Annotated in this window: 13 protein-coding genes; 9 read left to right on the forward strand and 4 right to left on the reverse strand. The window is 37.7% G+C overall.

Going from position 1 to position 15893, the window contains the following annotated elements; translation table 11 throughout:
• Nucleotides 1-37 precede the first annotated feature (37 nt).
• Nucleotides 38-3634: a dynamin family protein gene (locus AA0017_RS07605; protein WP_413380591.1), complete on the forward strand. Its 3597-nt coding sequence runs from the start codon at nucleotides 38-40 to the stop codon at nucleotides 3632-3634.
• 427 nt (nucleotides 3635-4061) lie between these two features.
• On the opposite strand, the gene AA0017_RS07610 is transcribed toward AA0017_RS07605, so the two are convergent.
• Together AA0017_RS07610 and recU are read right to left on the reverse strand one after the other, a co-directional pair.
• Entirely contained in the window at nucleotides 4062-6689 is a 2628-nt protein-coding gene (locus AA0017_RS07610; protein ID WP_413380593.1) for a PBP1A family penicillin-binding protein, read from the reverse strand.
• Nucleotides 6690-6759: 70 nt separating this feature from the next.
• Nucleotides 6760-7362, reverse strand: a complete 603-nt coding sequence (gene recU / locus AA0017_RS07615) for a Holliday junction resolvase RecU (protein WP_413380595.1) — start codon at nucleotides 7360-7362, stop codon at nucleotides 6760-6762.
• 154 nt (nucleotides 7363-7516) lie between these two features.
• Between recU and AA0017_RS07620 the strand changes: the two genes are divergently transcribed.
• From AA0017_RS07620 to AA0017_RS07630, 3 genes are all read left to right on the forward strand, one after another.
• Entirely contained in the window at nucleotides 7517-8494 is a 978-nt protein-coding gene (locus AA0017_RS07620) for a DUF2515 family protein (protein ID WP_413380597.1), read from the forward strand.
• Nucleotides 8495-8691: 197 nt separating this feature from the next.
• Complete coding sequence (gene racA, locus AA0017_RS07625) at nucleotides 8692-9228, forward strand: chromosome-anchoring protein RacA (protein ID WP_413380599.1); 537 nt, start codon at nucleotides 8692-8694, stop codon at nucleotides 9226-9228.
• A gap of 123 nt (nucleotides 9229-9351) precedes the next feature.
• Entirely contained in the window at nucleotides 9352-9732 is a 381-nt protein-coding gene (locus tag AA0017_RS07630) for a YppE family protein (protein WP_413380601.1), read from the forward strand.
• Between the two features lie 47 nt (nucleotides 9733-9779).
• Here AA0017_RS07630 and AA0017_RS07635 read toward each other — a convergent pair whose 3' ends face one another.
• Nucleotides 9780-9989 carry a hypothetical protein gene (locus tag AA0017_RS07635; RefSeq protein WP_413380603.1) on the reverse strand — a complete coding sequence of 70 codons (210 nt, stop codon included), beginning with the start codon at nucleotides 9987-9989 and terminating at the stop codon, nucleotides 9780-9782.
• Nucleotides 9990-10362: 373 nt separating this feature from the next.
• Here AA0017_RS07635 and ilvA point away from each other — a divergent pair, with 373 nt between their 5' ends.
• From ilvA to AA0017_RS07660, 5 genes are all read left to right on the forward strand, one after another.
• Nucleotides 10363-11610 carry a threonine ammonia-lyase IlvA gene (gene ilvA / locus AA0017_RS07640; protein ID WP_413380605.1) on the forward strand — a complete coding sequence of 416 codons (1248 nt, stop codon included), beginning with the start codon at nucleotides 10363-10365 and terminating at the stop codon, nucleotides 11608-11610.
• Nucleotides 11611-11832: 222 nt separating this feature from the next.
• A complete protein-coding gene (gene tnpB / locus AA0017_RS07645; RefSeq protein ID WP_413380607.1) occupies nucleotides 11833-12966 on the forward strand; it encodes an IS200/IS605 family element RNA-guided endonuclease TnpB in 1134 nt (377 codons plus the stop codon).
• A 190-nt stretch (nucleotides 12967-13156) separates the two neighbouring features.
• On the forward strand, nucleotides 13157-14074 hold the full coding sequence (gene rnz / locus AA0017_RS07650; RefSeq protein WP_413380609.1) for a ribonuclease Z: 918 nt from the start codon (nucleotides 13157-13159) through the stop codon (nucleotides 14072-14074).
• 142 nt (nucleotides 14075-14216) lie between these two features.
• On the forward strand, nucleotides 14217-14564 hold the full coding sequence (locus AA0017_RS07655; protein WP_413380611.1) for a thioredoxin family protein: 348 nt from the start codon (nucleotides 14217-14219) through the stop codon (nucleotides 14562-14564).
• Between the two features lie 13 nt (nucleotides 14565-14577).
• A complete protein-coding gene (locus AA0017_RS07660; RefSeq protein WP_413380613.1) occupies nucleotides 14578-15009 on the forward strand; it encodes a BrxA/BrxB family bacilliredoxin in 432 nt (143 codons plus the stop codon).
• A 157-nt stretch (nucleotides 15010-15166) separates the two neighbouring features.
• Here the strand turns inward: AA0017_RS07660 and AA0017_RS07665 are convergent, their stop codons facing one another.
• Nucleotides 15167-15889: a metallophosphoesterase family protein gene (locus AA0017_RS07665; protein WP_003323254.1), complete on the reverse strand. Its 723-nt coding sequence runs from the start codon at nucleotides 15887-15889 to the stop codon at nucleotides 15167-15169.
• Between the last annotated feature and the right edge of the window lie 4 nt (nucleotides 15890-15893).

Raw genomic sequence — 15893 nt, forward strand, 5'->3', positions numbered from 1 at the left:
TATCGTATTGGAGCATGTGAACGAGGGGTGGAGAAAAATGTCAAGAAGCGAGACAAACACTACATTATTGCAAACGAAATCATTATTAAATGAGCAAGAATTAAAGCGATTTCAAATCATTGAACAAAAAAAAGAGAATCCCTTTTTTGAAATCGCTTTTTGTGGCCATTTTTCAGCCGGGAAATCAACGATCATGAATACATTATTAGGGGCTGAAGTATTGCCAACGAGCCCGATCCCAACGAGTGCTAACATCGTTTCCATTCAGCAAGGGGAGCTTGGTGTATCGGTTACAAGTTCGGATCAAAAAACAAAAAAATGGACAGGGGATATTCCGTGGGAACAAATTCGCAAATGGGGAATGGACGGCCACAATATTACCGATATGCGAATTTATGCCCCACTTCCGTTCTTAAATAACAGTGTGGTATATGATACACCAGGTATTGATTCGACTGATCCAACCCATCAAAAAATGACGGTTGAAGCCCTATATACAACAGATTTAATCGTTTATGTTATGGAATATAATCATGTCCAATCAGAAACAAATTTATATTTTCTCAAACAATTATCAGAAGAACATAAACCGTTAATGCTTGTCATTAATCAAGTGGATAAGCATAATGAGCAGGAACTTTCCTTTGCCCAATTTGATTCTTCTGTTCGAGAAACGTTTAAAAGTTGGAAAATTGAGTTTCTTGATTTGTATTATACAAGTATGAAAGTAAAAAATGATCCCAATAATCAATTTTTTGAGTTTGAACATGCCATGAAAGCGATTTTGTTTCATGGAGATTCCTTAGCCGAAATTTCTAATGACCGGATGGTTCAAAGTTTGTTATTGAATGTGAAATCGAGAATAGAACAAGACTTAGAGGAAGAAATAACTGAAAAAGAGGAAGGGCTTGAGCGATTAGGTTTTCCTAAAGATGCCTTTGAACGAAAAGCACAACTACTTCAACAGTTAGAAGCAGTGGAGTTGGAATCGACAGAACTGCAAAGTACGTTAGAAGCGGATTGGAAAAAGCTTTTTCAACAAGTAACCGTTTTTCCTTATTCGACAACCGACCTAGCACGCCAATGGCTGGAAAGTAAAGACCAATCTTTTAAAGTAGGACTTCTTTTTGCGAAAAAGAAAACAGAGGAAGAACAAGGAAGACGACTTCAAGCTTTATTAGACGAGTTAAAAGATAAAGTAAAAAGTATGCTCATCTTTCATTTAAAAAGGTCGTTTGAGCGAGTAGAAAAAAGTGATTTAACGAATCGATTGGAAGTGGAAGCGGCGATTGAGAATATTGATGTCGAAATCGATCGTTCCTTATTTGAGTCTGTCGCAATTCCAAAACATATTAACCGAGATTATGTTTTTACTTTTACAAAAGAGCGAGAAGCAGAAATCAAAAAGAGATTACAACAAAAAGCCCAATCTGCCCTTCTTTTACTTGTAGAAGGCTTGCAAAACAGCTGGTCTTTAAAAAAAGAACAAATTGAGGGTGAACTAAACTCCTTTTCTCAAATTCAGGCAGAATTAAAGGACATGGAACAATTAAAGCGTGATTATTCAACTAAAGCTGAAATATTAGTGGACGAGTCGAAGCGTTATAACCAGAATCATTTTGAAAAAGATTTAAAAGCAGCCTCCCAAAAAACATATCCAGAAACATTAGATGCGTCTCCATTTATCGAGTTAGCTTTGCCGGAAGAAAGTGTAATTGATACGAGTTGGGAATGGAAGGTGGAGAAAACTCAAGAACGGGAGAAAGAAAAACTTAGTGAAACATTACTTGCAGAAGTAGAAGATTGGCTCTTAACAGGTAAGCATTCTTATTCTTTAAAAAAAGAGAGAGAGAATCTTTTAAGCCGTATTAAAAGACATAAAAATGAAACGTTCCGAATTTCTCTATTTGGAGCTTTTAGTGCCGGGAAATCAAGTTTTGCTAATGCTCTATTAGGTGATTATGTTTTACCAGTGTCACCGCATCCAACGACCGCGACGATTAATACGATTAAACGTTCGAATGGAGAGCATGCTCATAACACAGCCGTTTTACACTTTAAGTCACGAGATAGCGTTGAGGCGGAGATTCAATATGTGAGTAAGCAGTTAGGAGAAGAAATTGTTTCCTTGCCACAGTTAACGAAGTGGCGAGCAAATGTAGCTCAATATACAAGAAGCTCTCAAAAAACGTTTGTGGAATATTTATTAACGTTAAAAAACAGTTTAAAACAATATGAAGCGGTTTTGGATACGAGTTCGAGTGTTGCTAAAGAGGAAGCGGCTGCTTATATTGCGGATGAATCAAAGGCCTGTCTTGTGCATGCCGTTGATATTTATTATGATTGCCCGTTAACGGAAAAGGGGATTGAACTCATTGATACACCAGGAGTAAATTCAATCCATGGGCGTCATACAAATGTTGCTTTTACGCAATTAAAAAACTCTGATGCGGTCTTTTATTTAACCTATTATAATCATGCTTTTTCCAAAGCTGATCAATGGTTTTTACAACAGGTAGCGAAAGTGAACGAGGGATTCAATGAAGATAAGATTTATTTTGTCTTAAATGCAGCCGACCTCGCGAGTAGTGAACGTGAATTAAATGGTGTTAAAAAACATGTTTATGATGAGTTAAAACGTAATGGGATGGCTGAACCGAGGCTTTATCACTTATCAAGCAAACGAGGGTTATCAGATAAACGAGGAGAGAGTGAGACAAGTGAGGGACAGTCTTTTATCCAATTTGAACAACAATTTTATCAAGAAACGATTGAGGAATTAAAGGCTCTTAATAATCAGCTTTTATATGAAGAATTAGTAAAGTATCAACAAAAAGTAACGGATAGTATCGCTTTTATGAGCAGTGAAATAGATGTACGACAGCAAAAATTATCTCAATTAAAAACAGATACTAAAACGCTCATGGCATTTATTGAAGCGCAATCTATGGATTCGCTTCAAACGGAAGTGACACAAGAACTGCAAGAATTGATGGTTTATTTACGTGAAAGAATGGCATTTATTCTCTCGGATGGATATACAGAATCGATTAATATTACCTCAGTGAATGGAAAAACAAAAAAAGAACAACAAACGAAATTAGTCGAAAGTATTCGTGAGTGGAAAAGTGAAGCGGAATGGTTTTTACAAAAAGAGCTTGAGGCAACGATTGTTCGTTTAGAATTAGCTGTTTCTAAAAGCTATGTCCGTTGGCAAAAGGAAATGGAAAAAACGATCCAAAAGAGCATCCAACATTTTAACTTGCTTACAGACAAAAGAGAATTCCGTTTTGAACCTCTTTCATTAGATTCTTTAATTGAGATGGAGCCAAATGAATATAAACAAGAATTCAAATCATTGAAGCATTTTTTTGAAGAAGGCGGCACAAGGCAGTTAAAAGATGTTTTAGTCGATACGGGAGCAAAAAAAGCACGTGAAACGATTCGAGATATTGAAGCACAAGTCATAGAAAATTTGGCATCATTAATCAATATCCTCCATGAACAAGGTATTCAACATATTAGTCAAGCTATGCAACAAGAAGTTGAACGGTTTGAATCGTTGTTTTCAAAAGAGGAACAATTAAGATTAGAAAAAGAGATGTCTAGATTGTTGGAATTAAAGTTTGTTTAAGTATTGTTAATAGAAAGTCGTTTCAAAAGGGAGTTTTGCCCAATTGAGATGGCTTTTTTATTTGGTTTGTTGGGTGCTAGAATAGGGGCAATGAAGTCGGAAGCTGTTGAATAAGAGGCAGGAAGGGAATGATAGGGGTAGATTGGGAAGCTATGATGCCAAAAGAGTGCGGAAAAGAGCGACAAAGGGAATCAAAGCGTGCGAATGAAGCCAGAAGCCATTGTAAAAGAGCGACAAAGGGAATCAAAGCGTGCGAATGATTCCAAAAGCCAGTGAATAAAAGCAGCAAAGAGAACTTAAGCGGCGTATGTGGAGGAGGAGAAGCCACCGAAGTATCTTTTTTAGGTTTGAGTAGCATTTAATCATAAGAAAAAAGCAGATGAGAGAGTATCCCATCTGCTTTTTAACTTTTGCTTATAATATTTTTCTATTCCTCTTCTGTTTCAATATCTTCTTCTTGTTCTTCGTCTTCAGGGCGAGTTCCTTCGTTGTTAGTTTCTTCTTCGCCGCTATTATCGTCTTCATTTTCGTCTGAACCTGTATCTTCTCCAGAGTCGTTTTCGTTTCCGTCCTCTGTTTGGTCTTCATCATTGTTTTCTTCAGTATCTTCTTCAACATCTTCTTCTTCAGGTTCTGGCTCTTCTTCTTCAATAGCGTCCGGAATCTCGACAGAAGCTCTTGCTGGGTCACTCGTTTCCCCATCATACTTAGCAACGATTGAGAATTCGTAAGTGGAGCCAGGCTCTGGATTGGAATAAATATATTGCATATCATTTGATTCCTGAACCGTTTCATTGCTGCCACCGTTTATAGAAAGCCTTACTTCAAAATTGACGTCATCAACCAAGTCTTGTGGGTAGTTCCAAGTCACAATAATTTGATCCTGATCTTCTTGGTAGACAGCACGTACCCCAGAAGGAGCTTCGATATCAACAAATTTCTCGGATACTTGCGTTTGCTCAGTCCCTTTGACAAACAGTTCCTGAATAATCTCGCTAGAAGGAGTGAAAGGACTTGGTAATAAACCAGTCGATCTCTCTACACCAACACGTACGACAGAGTCTGGCATTTGGAAATCAGGTGTATCAATATTAGCCGATAAGTGCTCCATCATTTCTTTAAAGATGAGTTGAGGGACACTTCTTTGCTCGCGTGTACCTAAATAGGTCGTCTCATCTAATTTTGAAAATCCAGTCCAAACGGCAATCGTATAACGTGAAGAGTAGCCGGCAAAAAGGGAACCCGGAACAGCCCCATCTGGATAGTTATGCTTTTCTCTTAGCTCCGGAGGAAAGTTAGTTGTCCCTGTTTTTCCTGCAAGCGGAACACCACTCACATTAGCTGCCCCACCTGTACCATAACTAGATGTAACGGCAGATTTAAGCATATCGGTAATCATATAAGCCGTATAATCTTCCATCGCTTTTTGACTTTCTGGCTCTAAATTAAGTTCGCGTCCGTCTGGGAAGACAATCTTACGAATCGCATACGGTTTTGTGTAGGTGCCACCATTTCCAAATGCCGCAAATGCTCCGGCTAATTCTAAAGAAGTAACCCCGTGTCTAAAGCCACCAATTCCATACGATTCATGCATCGGGTCATCTCCATTTTCGGTATCAAGTCCTAAGCCTTGAGCAAACTCTGCCGCTTTATCAACGCCAACCTCTTGTAAAGCTTGGATTGCTGTCGTATTTCTTGAACGGGCAAGGGCTTCGCGCATCGTCATATTGCCAAGATGTCTTCTGTCGAAGTTATTAACGGGCGTTTGGTCACGGTCATTATAAGTAGTCGGTTTATCATTCATAATTCTTCCGGTCGACCATTGTAGATGTTCAATCGCTGGGCCATAATCTAAAATCGGTTTAATCGTTGAACCTGGTTGATTTTTTACATCTGTAGCAAAGTTTAAACCTAATTGATACCCCGTATCTTCACGCCCGCTTCCTAAGGCTTTTATCGCTCCTGTTTGTGTATCAAGCACTGACACCCCAGCTTGATACAGCTCATGGTCCGGGAAGTAAGGAATATAATCATCAGAAGCTAAAATTTCTTCTAAATGTTCTTGGGCATCAACATCTAATGTTGTATACACTTTTAGACCAGAATTATAAACATCCGTTAAAGTAATTCCATCAATATTCTCAAGTTCAGACATAATAAAGTTGTAATACGCTTCATATGGATAGGACTCAAATTCTGTTGGGTTCATTTGGTCGGCAATCGGAATCTCTTTAGCAGCTGTTGCTTCCTCACTTGAGATTTTTCCGTGTTGCTCCATTAAGGATAAAACCACATTACGGCGACTTTCCGCATTTTCAGGATTTTGGATTGGGTCATAAAAGCTGGGGCGGCGTGGTATGGCCGCAAGTAATGCCGCATCTTCTAGGTTCAAATCAGCAACGGATTTGCCAAAATATCGTTGCGAAGCAAGTTCGACACCGTAGACACCACCACCTAAATAAATTTGGTTTAAGTACATCGTTAAAATTTGATCTTTAGAATATTTTTGTTCCAATTGAATCGCTAAATAGGCTTCTTGAATTTTTCGAGAAATTCTCTTTTCATCGGTTAAAAACAGATTTTTGACGAGCTGTTGTGTAATCGTACTGGCACCCTCTGCGCCAAAACCATCGGTAATATTCGCTAAGACGGCTCCGAAGAAACGACGCATATCCATCCCAAAATGCTCTCTAAAGCGAACGTCTTCTACTGATAAAAAAGCATCCTCTAAAACAGGTGGGATATCGGCATAATCAATATTAATTCGGTTCTCTGATGAATTTAACATCGACACTGATTGGTCACTTTGGTCAAAGATTTCACTACCTTGGGTTAAAACAAGTTTATCGGAGTCGAGATCAGGTGAGCTTTGCACGATGGCAAAGACGGTAATCCCACCAGCGACTACTGCTAACATAAAGAGGGCAACGAGTGTAATAAATATTTTTTTCCAAATGCCCTTCTTTTTTGGTTTCGTCTGACTTTTTTGAGTTTGCTTTCTTTTTTCCACACGCGACTTCGGCGACGGTGGGTTTGATTTATTATGATCTGACATATGGTTTTCTCCCTTTCAAATAAAATCAACCCTTATCTTTTTCTATTTAGCAGAAAAAGGTTGAAGTATATTACGAAAAATATAAATGCTCCACAATCGTTAAATAATCAATGCGTGGTTGATATCCTATTTTAACCAAATGGCCGTATTTTTCAATCTCTTTTTTTGGAATCGATTTACGACCATTCTTTTGAGCTAAATAACATGTAATTAAGTAGCTTGCATCTAGCAAAAAAACTTGGTCCGTTATAGAGAAACGGATCAGGATAAAAGCAATTCCTTCTTGAGCTAATACAGCTTGCATATGCTGAATTTGGTGGTCGTGAAAATTTTGCAAAGGGAAGGATGTTTTATTTTTCGTTTCCTTTGCTTCAAAGTCTATGTAACGACCTTTGTATACACCGTTATAATCTGTTGTTGATGCTTGTTTAAAATAAGCTTCCTTAATCACTGCAGCACTTCGCTTTGGATAATCGACCTGAACGATTTGAACAGGTGTTGGCTTTTTATGGATGACGGCTTTTTTTACTTGTAAATAATATTCATTTGTTTCGTTAATATCCTCTTCTAACGACATGCCCCGATTACTGTAGGTCGTCTCATTTGCTTTGCGCTGTTTTTTGACGGTGGTCTCTCGTTTAAACACTTTTCCGTTTGGGTAGCGAATCGTCATCTAATCACAACCCTTTCTAAAATGAAATATTCTAAGCGTGAGAATATGTACATAATAATACAGATCCCATCAAACCATATTACCATAAATGAGCAATTAATTAACGGAAGAAAAGTGATAAGATTATAAAGTTTTGTGAAAGATGGTGAAATTAATGGTGCATCTATCGCACATGCAAAAAGAAATCTTGTTGTCGTGGATAAAGGCGGAAACGAAAAGATATAATCGTGATAACTTGTCCAGAACTTCAGCTTATTTAAAATTTTACTGCAAAAACCCAGAAATAAAATGGAGCTTACTAGCCTCTGCTGTTTCTAGAAATGCTGGTTATAATATGACGAGTTTACAAAGTAAAAGGTTTCAATCTTTGATGTCTATGAAGGTACGAGCTCATTTATTTGTTTTTTTTGAACGAGCAAACTGGCTTATATTTGCTGATGCCTATCCACAATTGTTATTGTACCAATTATCAAAAAGGATGAAGGTCCCTTTATTTTCAGTATTGACAGATTTAAATATTTCAAGCTTTAGTGAGCATGAATGGCAGCTTTTTTGGTTTAAAAAAGATGAGGAGCGTTTAATGACTTCACTCATTATTAATGAACAGCATCATTTACAACATACGTTAATAGAAACGGCGTTTGCAAAAGAAAGAGTTTTGTCACAACTTCCTTTTCTTTTGGAAGACCATGCTCATCTAAGTTATGTGTTATTTCCTACTTTAGAAGAGAAAATCTATGGTTTATCGGTCACGAACTTTCAAAAGGTGGAAGCAAGAATCGAGCTCGGGAAAAAACTGGCACAAATTCTTTACCATCCAGATTGTCATGAGGTCATTAAGAGTTTTTTAATAGGAACGGAACATACGGGTTCGCGGCTTGATTATGAACGATTAAGCAAAAAGTGGTCAACTAATAACCGAACCCCCATTCTCCGCTTAGCTTACCAAGAATTTAAGCATCAACAACCAAAGATTATGAGGTGGAGCTTAACACCTAAGCAAATCCGCAAATTATATAAATCAGTTAAAGAAAAAAAACCAAAAGAACGAACAAATTGGTTGAAGTGGAAAGAGAGCGAATTAGCTTTTATTTATTCTTGTCAGCTTTCGAAAAAAGATCTTCTGACATAAAACAAATCCCATTTTACAAAAAACGAAAAGAAAGTACAGAATTAGGAATCATTTAGCGGTTTTTTTCATCCTGTAGAGGAATTGTGTTAGTTTTGGACTTTCTTTGGCGAAAGCCTTCTAGTTTTGTCAGCCGTGAAGGGAAGTGCTCTCCTGAAGTTGAATTGGGAAGTACAAAGTTATAAACGGAGGGATAAATGATGAGTAAATTATTTAAAACGAAGGAAGTTTCTGAAGAGCTTTCAGTCAATCCTACGACCGTCCAACGCTGGGTAAAATACTTTGCCTTACCATGTGAAACAAATGAGCACGGTCATTATTTCTTTACGGCCGAACATGTGGAATTATTACAGTCAATCAAAAGTCAATTAAACAATGGGAAAAAACTACGTGATGTTGAAATTCAAATAGAAGGTGCGATGATTGCAACAAAGACAGATAAACCTCGTATTGCTACGGATGAATATGAGCAAAAGTTAGAACAGGTTCTTGAGCGAGTGATGGACTTAGAACAACGTCTTTCACAAAAAGCCGACGAGGTTGTGAGTTACCAGTTATTAAAACACCGTGCTGAGATAGAGGATATGGTCAAAATGCTCAATCGATTGGAAACGAGACTAGAAAGTATGGAATCAAAAGTAGCCAAAGAATTTGAGGAAGCTGAACTACCATTAGCAGCAGGTGGGGAACCGAAAAAAAGATGGCGGACCTTTGTTCAAATGTTCATCCCAAGTTAAAAAAGCCTGTTAACAGATTGCTTAAGTCTCCTTAATCGATCTTTTATGAGAGTTATGCTTAGTAGAACGCTCTTTCCTTTTCACAATGCTTTATTTTTGATAAGCTCATTGTGGAGGTGTAAAATGACGGAGGAACAACTACAGCAACTACGAGATGTTAATGAGAAGTTAAGAGATAAAAATGAGTTTGCCCGTGATTTTTTTATAAATCAAGCGAGAGAGGAAGGTTATGAACCTGATTTTTTTGGGACGGTTAAACCTTTCACAGATGAAGTTACTGAATTAACCGTACGATGGGAGGAATTGGTTGAGCCATTTGTACAGGAATATAAGCCAAATCAACTTTATACGAATCAAATTACGCAAACCGTCGATAATTTTGAAACGGTGGCGATTAAATCCTTTTATGGGAATACAAGTTTAAAGCGACAGTTAGAGACCTTTAAATCGATTAAATATGTACTCTCTCAAGTGGATGAGGCATTGAATAACCTAATGAATTAAAAAAACGTGTAGTTCCTCTTATAGGAATCTACACGTTTTTATTTTCGTTAACCATTATCACGAATAAGTAGATAAGCCATTGTAACAAGTGTTGCTACTGATAAGACCAGTAGAAGAATATTCGTCATGCCCATACCACCTGATGCGGCTTCAGTAGCACCGCTATCGGCTCCTGCAGCTAAAACTGTATGTAATGGTAGCAGTAACATGGCAAGGAAAGCTGTTACGGCTGCAATTGTTTTCTTTATCATTATCAACCCTCCTTCATTAAGACACCGTCAAGTATCGATTCTATTATAGTGTTGCAAGCATAAATAATCAACAGATAATCGCTTACAATCAATAAAATAAACGCCTTCATTGACCTTTAAAAGCCGACTAATTTGTTAAAGGAAAGGAATTTTCGAGGGGGTGGCGATATTTTCCTTTTCAAAATAGATTAATTTCCCCAAGCCTTTTTAAAATATTTCGTATCTTACTTAAGTTTTCTTGATGGCAAGTGGTAAAACTTTAAAGCGATATAAGATATTTGTGAACAAAGTCTTATCAAATGGATAACCATATGATAAGATTGTTTTATTCGTAAATTCAGAAAATACTTATAAATGACAATTCGAAAGGACATTCAGCATGGAATTAGTACAATTAGAAGATATCATCATCGCGAATCAACGTTTAAAAGATATTGTAACCCATACACCTTTACAATATGATCAAGTATTATCAGAAAGATATCAATGTCGAGTTTATTTAAAAAGAGAGGATTTACAAGTCGTCCGTTCTTTTAAGCTGAGAGGTGCTTTTTATCAAATATCTTGTTTGACAGATGAGGAAAGAGCAAATGGCATTATTTGTGCAAGTGCAGGAAACCACGCTCAAGGTGTCGCCTATTCCTGTTACAAGTTGAAAATTCACGGGAAGATTTTTATGCCATCAACAACCCCACGTCAGAAAGTTGACCAAGTTAAGTTTTTCGGAAAAGAATTTGTTGAGGTTATTTTAACCGGCGATACTTTTGATGATTCATTTAATGAGGCCATGAAAGTACGTGAGGCTGAAAACTTGAGCTTTATTCATCCATTTGATCAAGAAAATATTATTGCAGGCCAAGGAACAGTTGGTTTGGAAATTATGAACGATATTGATGAAAATATTGATTATGTTTTTTCATCCATTGGAGGTGGAGGTCTAGTAAGTGGGCTTGCCACTTATATTAAAAGCATTAGTCCTTTAACACAAATTATTGGATGTGAGCCTGTAGGAGCACCTTCAATGAAAGAATCACTTAAACAAGGAAAAGTGATTGAGTTAGAAACGATTGATAAATTTGTGGATGGGGCTGCTGTTAAACGAGTCGGTGACTTATCTTTTCAAATTTGTCAGCAATTATTAGATGATATTATTCTTGTTCCTGAAGGGAAGATTTCAACAACCATTTTAGAGCTTTATAATAAAAATGCGATTGTCGCTGAGCCAGCAGGAGCGATGCCGATTGCCGCTTTAGATTTTTATCAAGAAGAAATTAAAGGCAAAACGGTTGTTTGCGTCGTTAGTGGAGGAAACAATGACATTGGCCGAATGCAGGAAATGTCTGAGCGTTCTTTAATTTATGAAGGATTACAGCATTATTTTATTATTCAATTCCCACAACGTGCTGGTGCATTAAGAGAATTTATTCAAGAAGTATTAGGACCAAATGATGACATCACAAGATTTGAATATACGAAGAAAAATAACAAATCCAATGGACCGGTGTTAATTGGAATTGAACTCAAATGTAATCAAGATTATGAACAGTTTATCCATCGTTTAGAAAAGAAAGGTTTCGGATATCACGAGATCAATAAAAATGAGAGCTTGTTTAATCTTCTCATTTGAATAGGAGTAGAGAGCGTACAATTCAAGTACGTTCTTTTTTGTATGGCGACATTATTTGATGTTTGTCCTTTTTATCGTTTTCAGACAGAAGACTCCTTCCTCCATCGTGAGAAGGGCAAAGCCCAACGATAGGTGGGAGATGAATGTCGGTTGGTGGTAGCCAAAACGCTCCTTTTCATGATAAAATAAGAACAAATGTTCGTTTTGTGAGGGGGGAGAGCCGTGCTAGTCAAGAAAGCCTATAAGTTCCGTATCTACCCAAGCAAAGAACAAGAAACCCTGATTGCCAAAACCATCGGCTGTTCTCGTTTTGTATTTAATCGCTTTTTAGGGAAATGGAACGATACATACAAAGAAACAGGCAAAGGATTAACGTATTCTTCTTGTTCGGCTGAATTAACCCAACTAAAAAAGGAATTCCTATGGCTAAAAGAAGTGGACAGCATTGCCTTTCAATCCTCCCTGAAAAACCTTGCTGATTCCTATACTCGATTCTTCAAGAAACAAAATAAAGCACCGCGCTTCAAGTCTAAAAAGAATCAGGTACAATCCTACACCACGAAAGAAACAAACCATAACATTGCCATTGTAAACAGCAAAATCAAATTGCCGAAACTAGGGTATGTTCGCTTGGCCAAAAGTCGTGAGGTTGAAGGGCGTATTCTGAACGCTACAGTCAGACGAAATCCAAGCGGAAAGTTCTTTGTATCCATTCTAGTCGAAACAGACGTACAGCCCTTGAAGAAAACGGATTCATCTATCGGTATAGATTTAGGCATCACGGACTTTGCGGTTCTTTCGGATGGTCGTAAGATGGACAATCATACATTCACAGCCAAAATGGAAAAGAAATTAAGACGTGAACAGCGAAAACTTTCAAGACGTGCGTTACAGGCCAAAAATAAGGGTATTCATCTATTTGATGCCAAAAACTATCAGAAGCAAAAACGCAAAGTGGCTAGATTGCACGAAAGAGTCAGGAATCAACGTGACGATTTCCTTCACAAGTTAAGTACAGACATGATCAAAAACCACGATCTGCTCTGTATCGAAGATTTGAACACCAAAGGAATGTTGCGTAATCATAAATTAGCCAAATCCATCTCGGATGTATCCTGGTCTGCTTTTGTATCAAAATTAGAATACAAAGCGAAATGGTACGGGAAAACCATCGTGAAAATAAGCAGGTGGTTTCCATCTAGTCAAATCTGTTCCGAATGTGGACATCAAGAGGGTAAGAAATCTCTTGAAATAAGGGATTGGACGTGTCCTATTTGCCATAAACATCACGATCGAGATATCAATGCCAGCCAAAATATTCTAGCCGAAGGGGTAAGAACCTTCGACTTGGCTTAAACAACATACAGAACCGTAGGAATCGACGGGGATAGCTTGGTCCATAAGAGAAACCTCTGTTGGCAAAGAAATCCGCTGGCAAGTACGCTCTGTTCCCAAGAATCTCCCACTTCAAGCGTTAGCTAAGTGGCGAGTAGTTCAAGACATGGTATACTAGTTAATATGATTAGCTAGGAAAAGAGGAATAAGTTTGGAATTTTATTTTTTAGGTACAGGGGCTGGAATCCCGTCGACGGAACGAAATGTTAGCGCCCTTGCGTTACGATTTTTAAAAAGAAGAAGCATTCAATGGTTATTTGATTGTGGCGAGGCGACACAGCAGCAAATTTTAAAAACGCCTATTTCTTTATCAAAAATAGAGAAGATCTTTATTAGCCATCTCCATGGGGATCATATTTTTGGCCTACCAGGAATTATCGGTTCACGTTCCTTTCAAGGTGCTCTATCTGAATTAGTGATTTATGGGCCTCCAGGGCTAGAAGACTTTGTGACACAAGCTTTAAAAGTATCCCATACGTATTTAAAATACCCGATTCGGTTTGTTGAAGTGACTAAAAGTGGAGCGTTGTTTGATGAAAATGGTGTAAAAGTAGAAGCTCTTGAACTGGATCATGTGATGCCGAGTTTTGCTTATAAGCTAGTGGAAGCCGATAAACCAGGAGAGCTTCTAATCGATAAATTAAAACCATTTGCAGTTCCACCAGGTCCGATTTATCAGCAAATCAAAAAGGGGGAACAAATTCGTTTAGAAGATGGAACGATTCTAAATGGAAAAGACTATGTTGGTGAACCAAAACGAGGGCGTACAGTTGTCATTGCCGGAGATACAAGACCTTCCGAAAAATTAGTCGAATTTGCCGAAGGGGCCGACCTGCTCATTCATGAAGCTACTTTTAGAAGTGACTTACGTGAACATGCCAGACAATTTGGTCATTCAACGATAGAAGATACTGCTTTATTAGCGAAAAAAGCCGATGTGAAACAACTGATTATGACTCATATTAGCTCTCGTTATGCAGGTGCGGAAGACTCCCTTTTAGACGAGGCGAACCAGTTTTTTACACCGACACTTATTGCGTTTGATCAGATGATTTATAAACTAACTTAAATGGTTGAATCGAAACGAGCTTGTGGCCAAAAGAAAAAGAGAAGCTGTTTTTTTGTCTGCAAAAGTCACAAACCCGTGCGAGATGAGAGATAATCTGTTAAAATAGATAAGAATCTAGATAGCATTTAAATGAGGGAACAAAATGAAGGAAATATCGATTGAACGATTTGAGCAAAAGTTACATCAAAGAGACTCTGTTGAGTTTTTATATGTATACACACCTTTATGTGGTACGTGTAAATTGGCCTCTAAAATGATAGAGATTGTTGAAGCAACAAATGAGCAGATGACAATCAATCAATTGAATATTAATCATGCCGCTCATTTTGCTCAAAAGTGGAAGATTGAAAGTGTTCCATGTTTACTCGTGTTTCAAAATGGCTTAGGAGTAGAAAGATTGTATGCCTTTCAATCGGTTGCTTATTTATTTGATACATTAAAGCCATATTTTGTGAAAAAACAATTAGAATTAAATTTAAAGGAACAATAAAGGAGTCGATACGATGTCAACGGCATATGAAGAGTATATGAAACAAGTGGTCTTACCGATGAGAAAAGAATTAACAGATTCAGGGTTTAAAGAATTAACAACAGACGAAGCTGTTCAGGAGTATATGGAAAATGCTAAAGGCACAACGCTTGTTGTTGTGAACTCTGTTTGCGGCTGTGCAGCTGGGTTAGCAAGACCAGCAGCGATTACGTCGTTACAACATGATAAAACGCCGAATCATCTAGTGACCGTTTTTGCTGGTCAAGATAAAGAAGCGACTGTAGCTATGAGAAGCTTCTTTGGTGATATTCCGCCATCTTCACCGTCAATGGCTTTATTAAAAGGAAAAGAAGTCGTTCACTTTATTCCAAGAGAGCATATTGAAGGAGAAGCTCCAGAAAATATTATTCGCAATCTTGCTCAAGCGTATAACGATCATTGTTAAGCGATTTAAAAGCATTTCAGACGTTCACAATTTGAGCGTTTGAAGTGCTTTTTCATTTGTAAAGTAATAGTTTACTCGTAAAAATGTAATTACTTCACTTTATCCGCTTTGGTCATCAAAAAAACACTGGACTTCCAGTGTTTTTTTGAAGGCAATATTACGGTTTTACCGCGTAAAAGATAACTCGTCCCATTGTTTCAATATTAGGGTAGCTACCTTGTTTGTATAATTCAACTACATGTTCACGATTATATGGTACTCGGTTTAAGTGAAGACGGTGTCGACCATCCTCAATCTCAACAATTAAGTAGGAAGCGAGTGGGTGTCCATCAAAAGGCATTCCAACACTACCTGTGTTTGCGACATTTTTGCCGAGTAATGAACGCACAAATGGTAAATGAGTATGCCCATATACGAATAAATCCGCTTCATCACGTTGCATAATCTCATTTTCAATTTTTTCTGTTTCGTCAGGCAATACGACACCTAGTAAATCATTTGGTGTTGCATGAAAGGCATGAATAATAATGTCTAAGCCATCTTCAATGACTAATTCTGTAGGAAGATTTGCTAGATATTCTAAATCTTCGTCTTCAAGTCTTTGTAGAGTCCATTCACGTTCTTCATTCATAATGGCAAGTGCTTCTTCTGGAACTTCATCTTTAGAAATACCTTTTACAAGCCACTCATCTGCGTTTCCTTTGATAACAGTTGCATCAAGGGAACGAACTAGATCAAGTGAACGTTTTGGCTCAGGACCACGGAAACAAATATCTCCTAGAATAAAAATTTGATCAACTTCTTGTTGGCGAATATCATGTATGACTGCTTCTAGTGCAGTGGCGTTGCCATGAATATCTGATAAAAACGCAAAACGCATGTCT

It is taken from the genome of Alkalihalobacillus phoenicis (assembly GCF_047302405.1).
Lineage (GTDB): Bacteria > Bacillota > Bacilli > Bacillales > Bacillaceae_D > Alkalihalobacillus.

Excerpts from the sequence above, each read along its gene's own strand:
- AA0017_RS07605 (WP_413380591.1), top strand. The coding sequence starts at position 38 with ATGTCAAGAAGCGAGACAAACACTACATTATTGCAAACGAAATCATTA.
- AA0017_RS07610 (WP_413380593.1), bottom strand. The coding sequence starts at position 6,689 with ATGTCAGATCATAATAAATCAAACCCACCGTCGCCGAAGTCGCGTGTG.
- recU (WP_413380595.1), bottom strand. The coding sequence starts at position 7,362 with ATGACGATTCGCTACCCAAACGGAAAAGTGTTTAAACGAGAGACCACC.
- AA0017_RS07620 (WP_413380597.1), top strand. The coding sequence starts at position 7,517 with ATGGTGCATCTATCGCACATGCAAAAAGAAATCTTGTTGTCGTGGATA.
- racA (WP_413380599.1), top strand. The coding sequence starts at position 8,692 with ATGAGTAAATTATTTAAAACGAAGGAAGTTTCTGAAGAGCTTTCAGTC.
- AA0017_RS07630 (WP_413380601.1), top strand. The coding sequence starts at position 9,352 with ATGACGGAGGAACAACTACAGCAACTACGAGATGTTAATGAGAAGTTA.
- ilvA (WP_413380605.1), top strand. The coding sequence starts at position 10,363 with ATGGAATTAGTACAATTAGAAGATATCATCATCGCGAATCAACGTTTA.
- AA0017_RS07655 (WP_413380611.1), top strand. The coding sequence starts at position 14,217 with ATGAAGGAAATATCGATTGAACGATTTGAGCAAAAGTTACATCAAAGA.
- AA0017_RS07660 (WP_413380613.1), top strand. The coding sequence starts at position 14,578 with ATGTCAACGGCATATGAAGAGTATATGAAACAAGTGGTCTTACCGATG.
- AA0017_RS07665 (WP_003323254.1), bottom strand. The coding sequence starts at position 15,889 with ATGCGTTTTGCGTTTTTATCAGATATTCATGGCAACGCCACTGCACTA.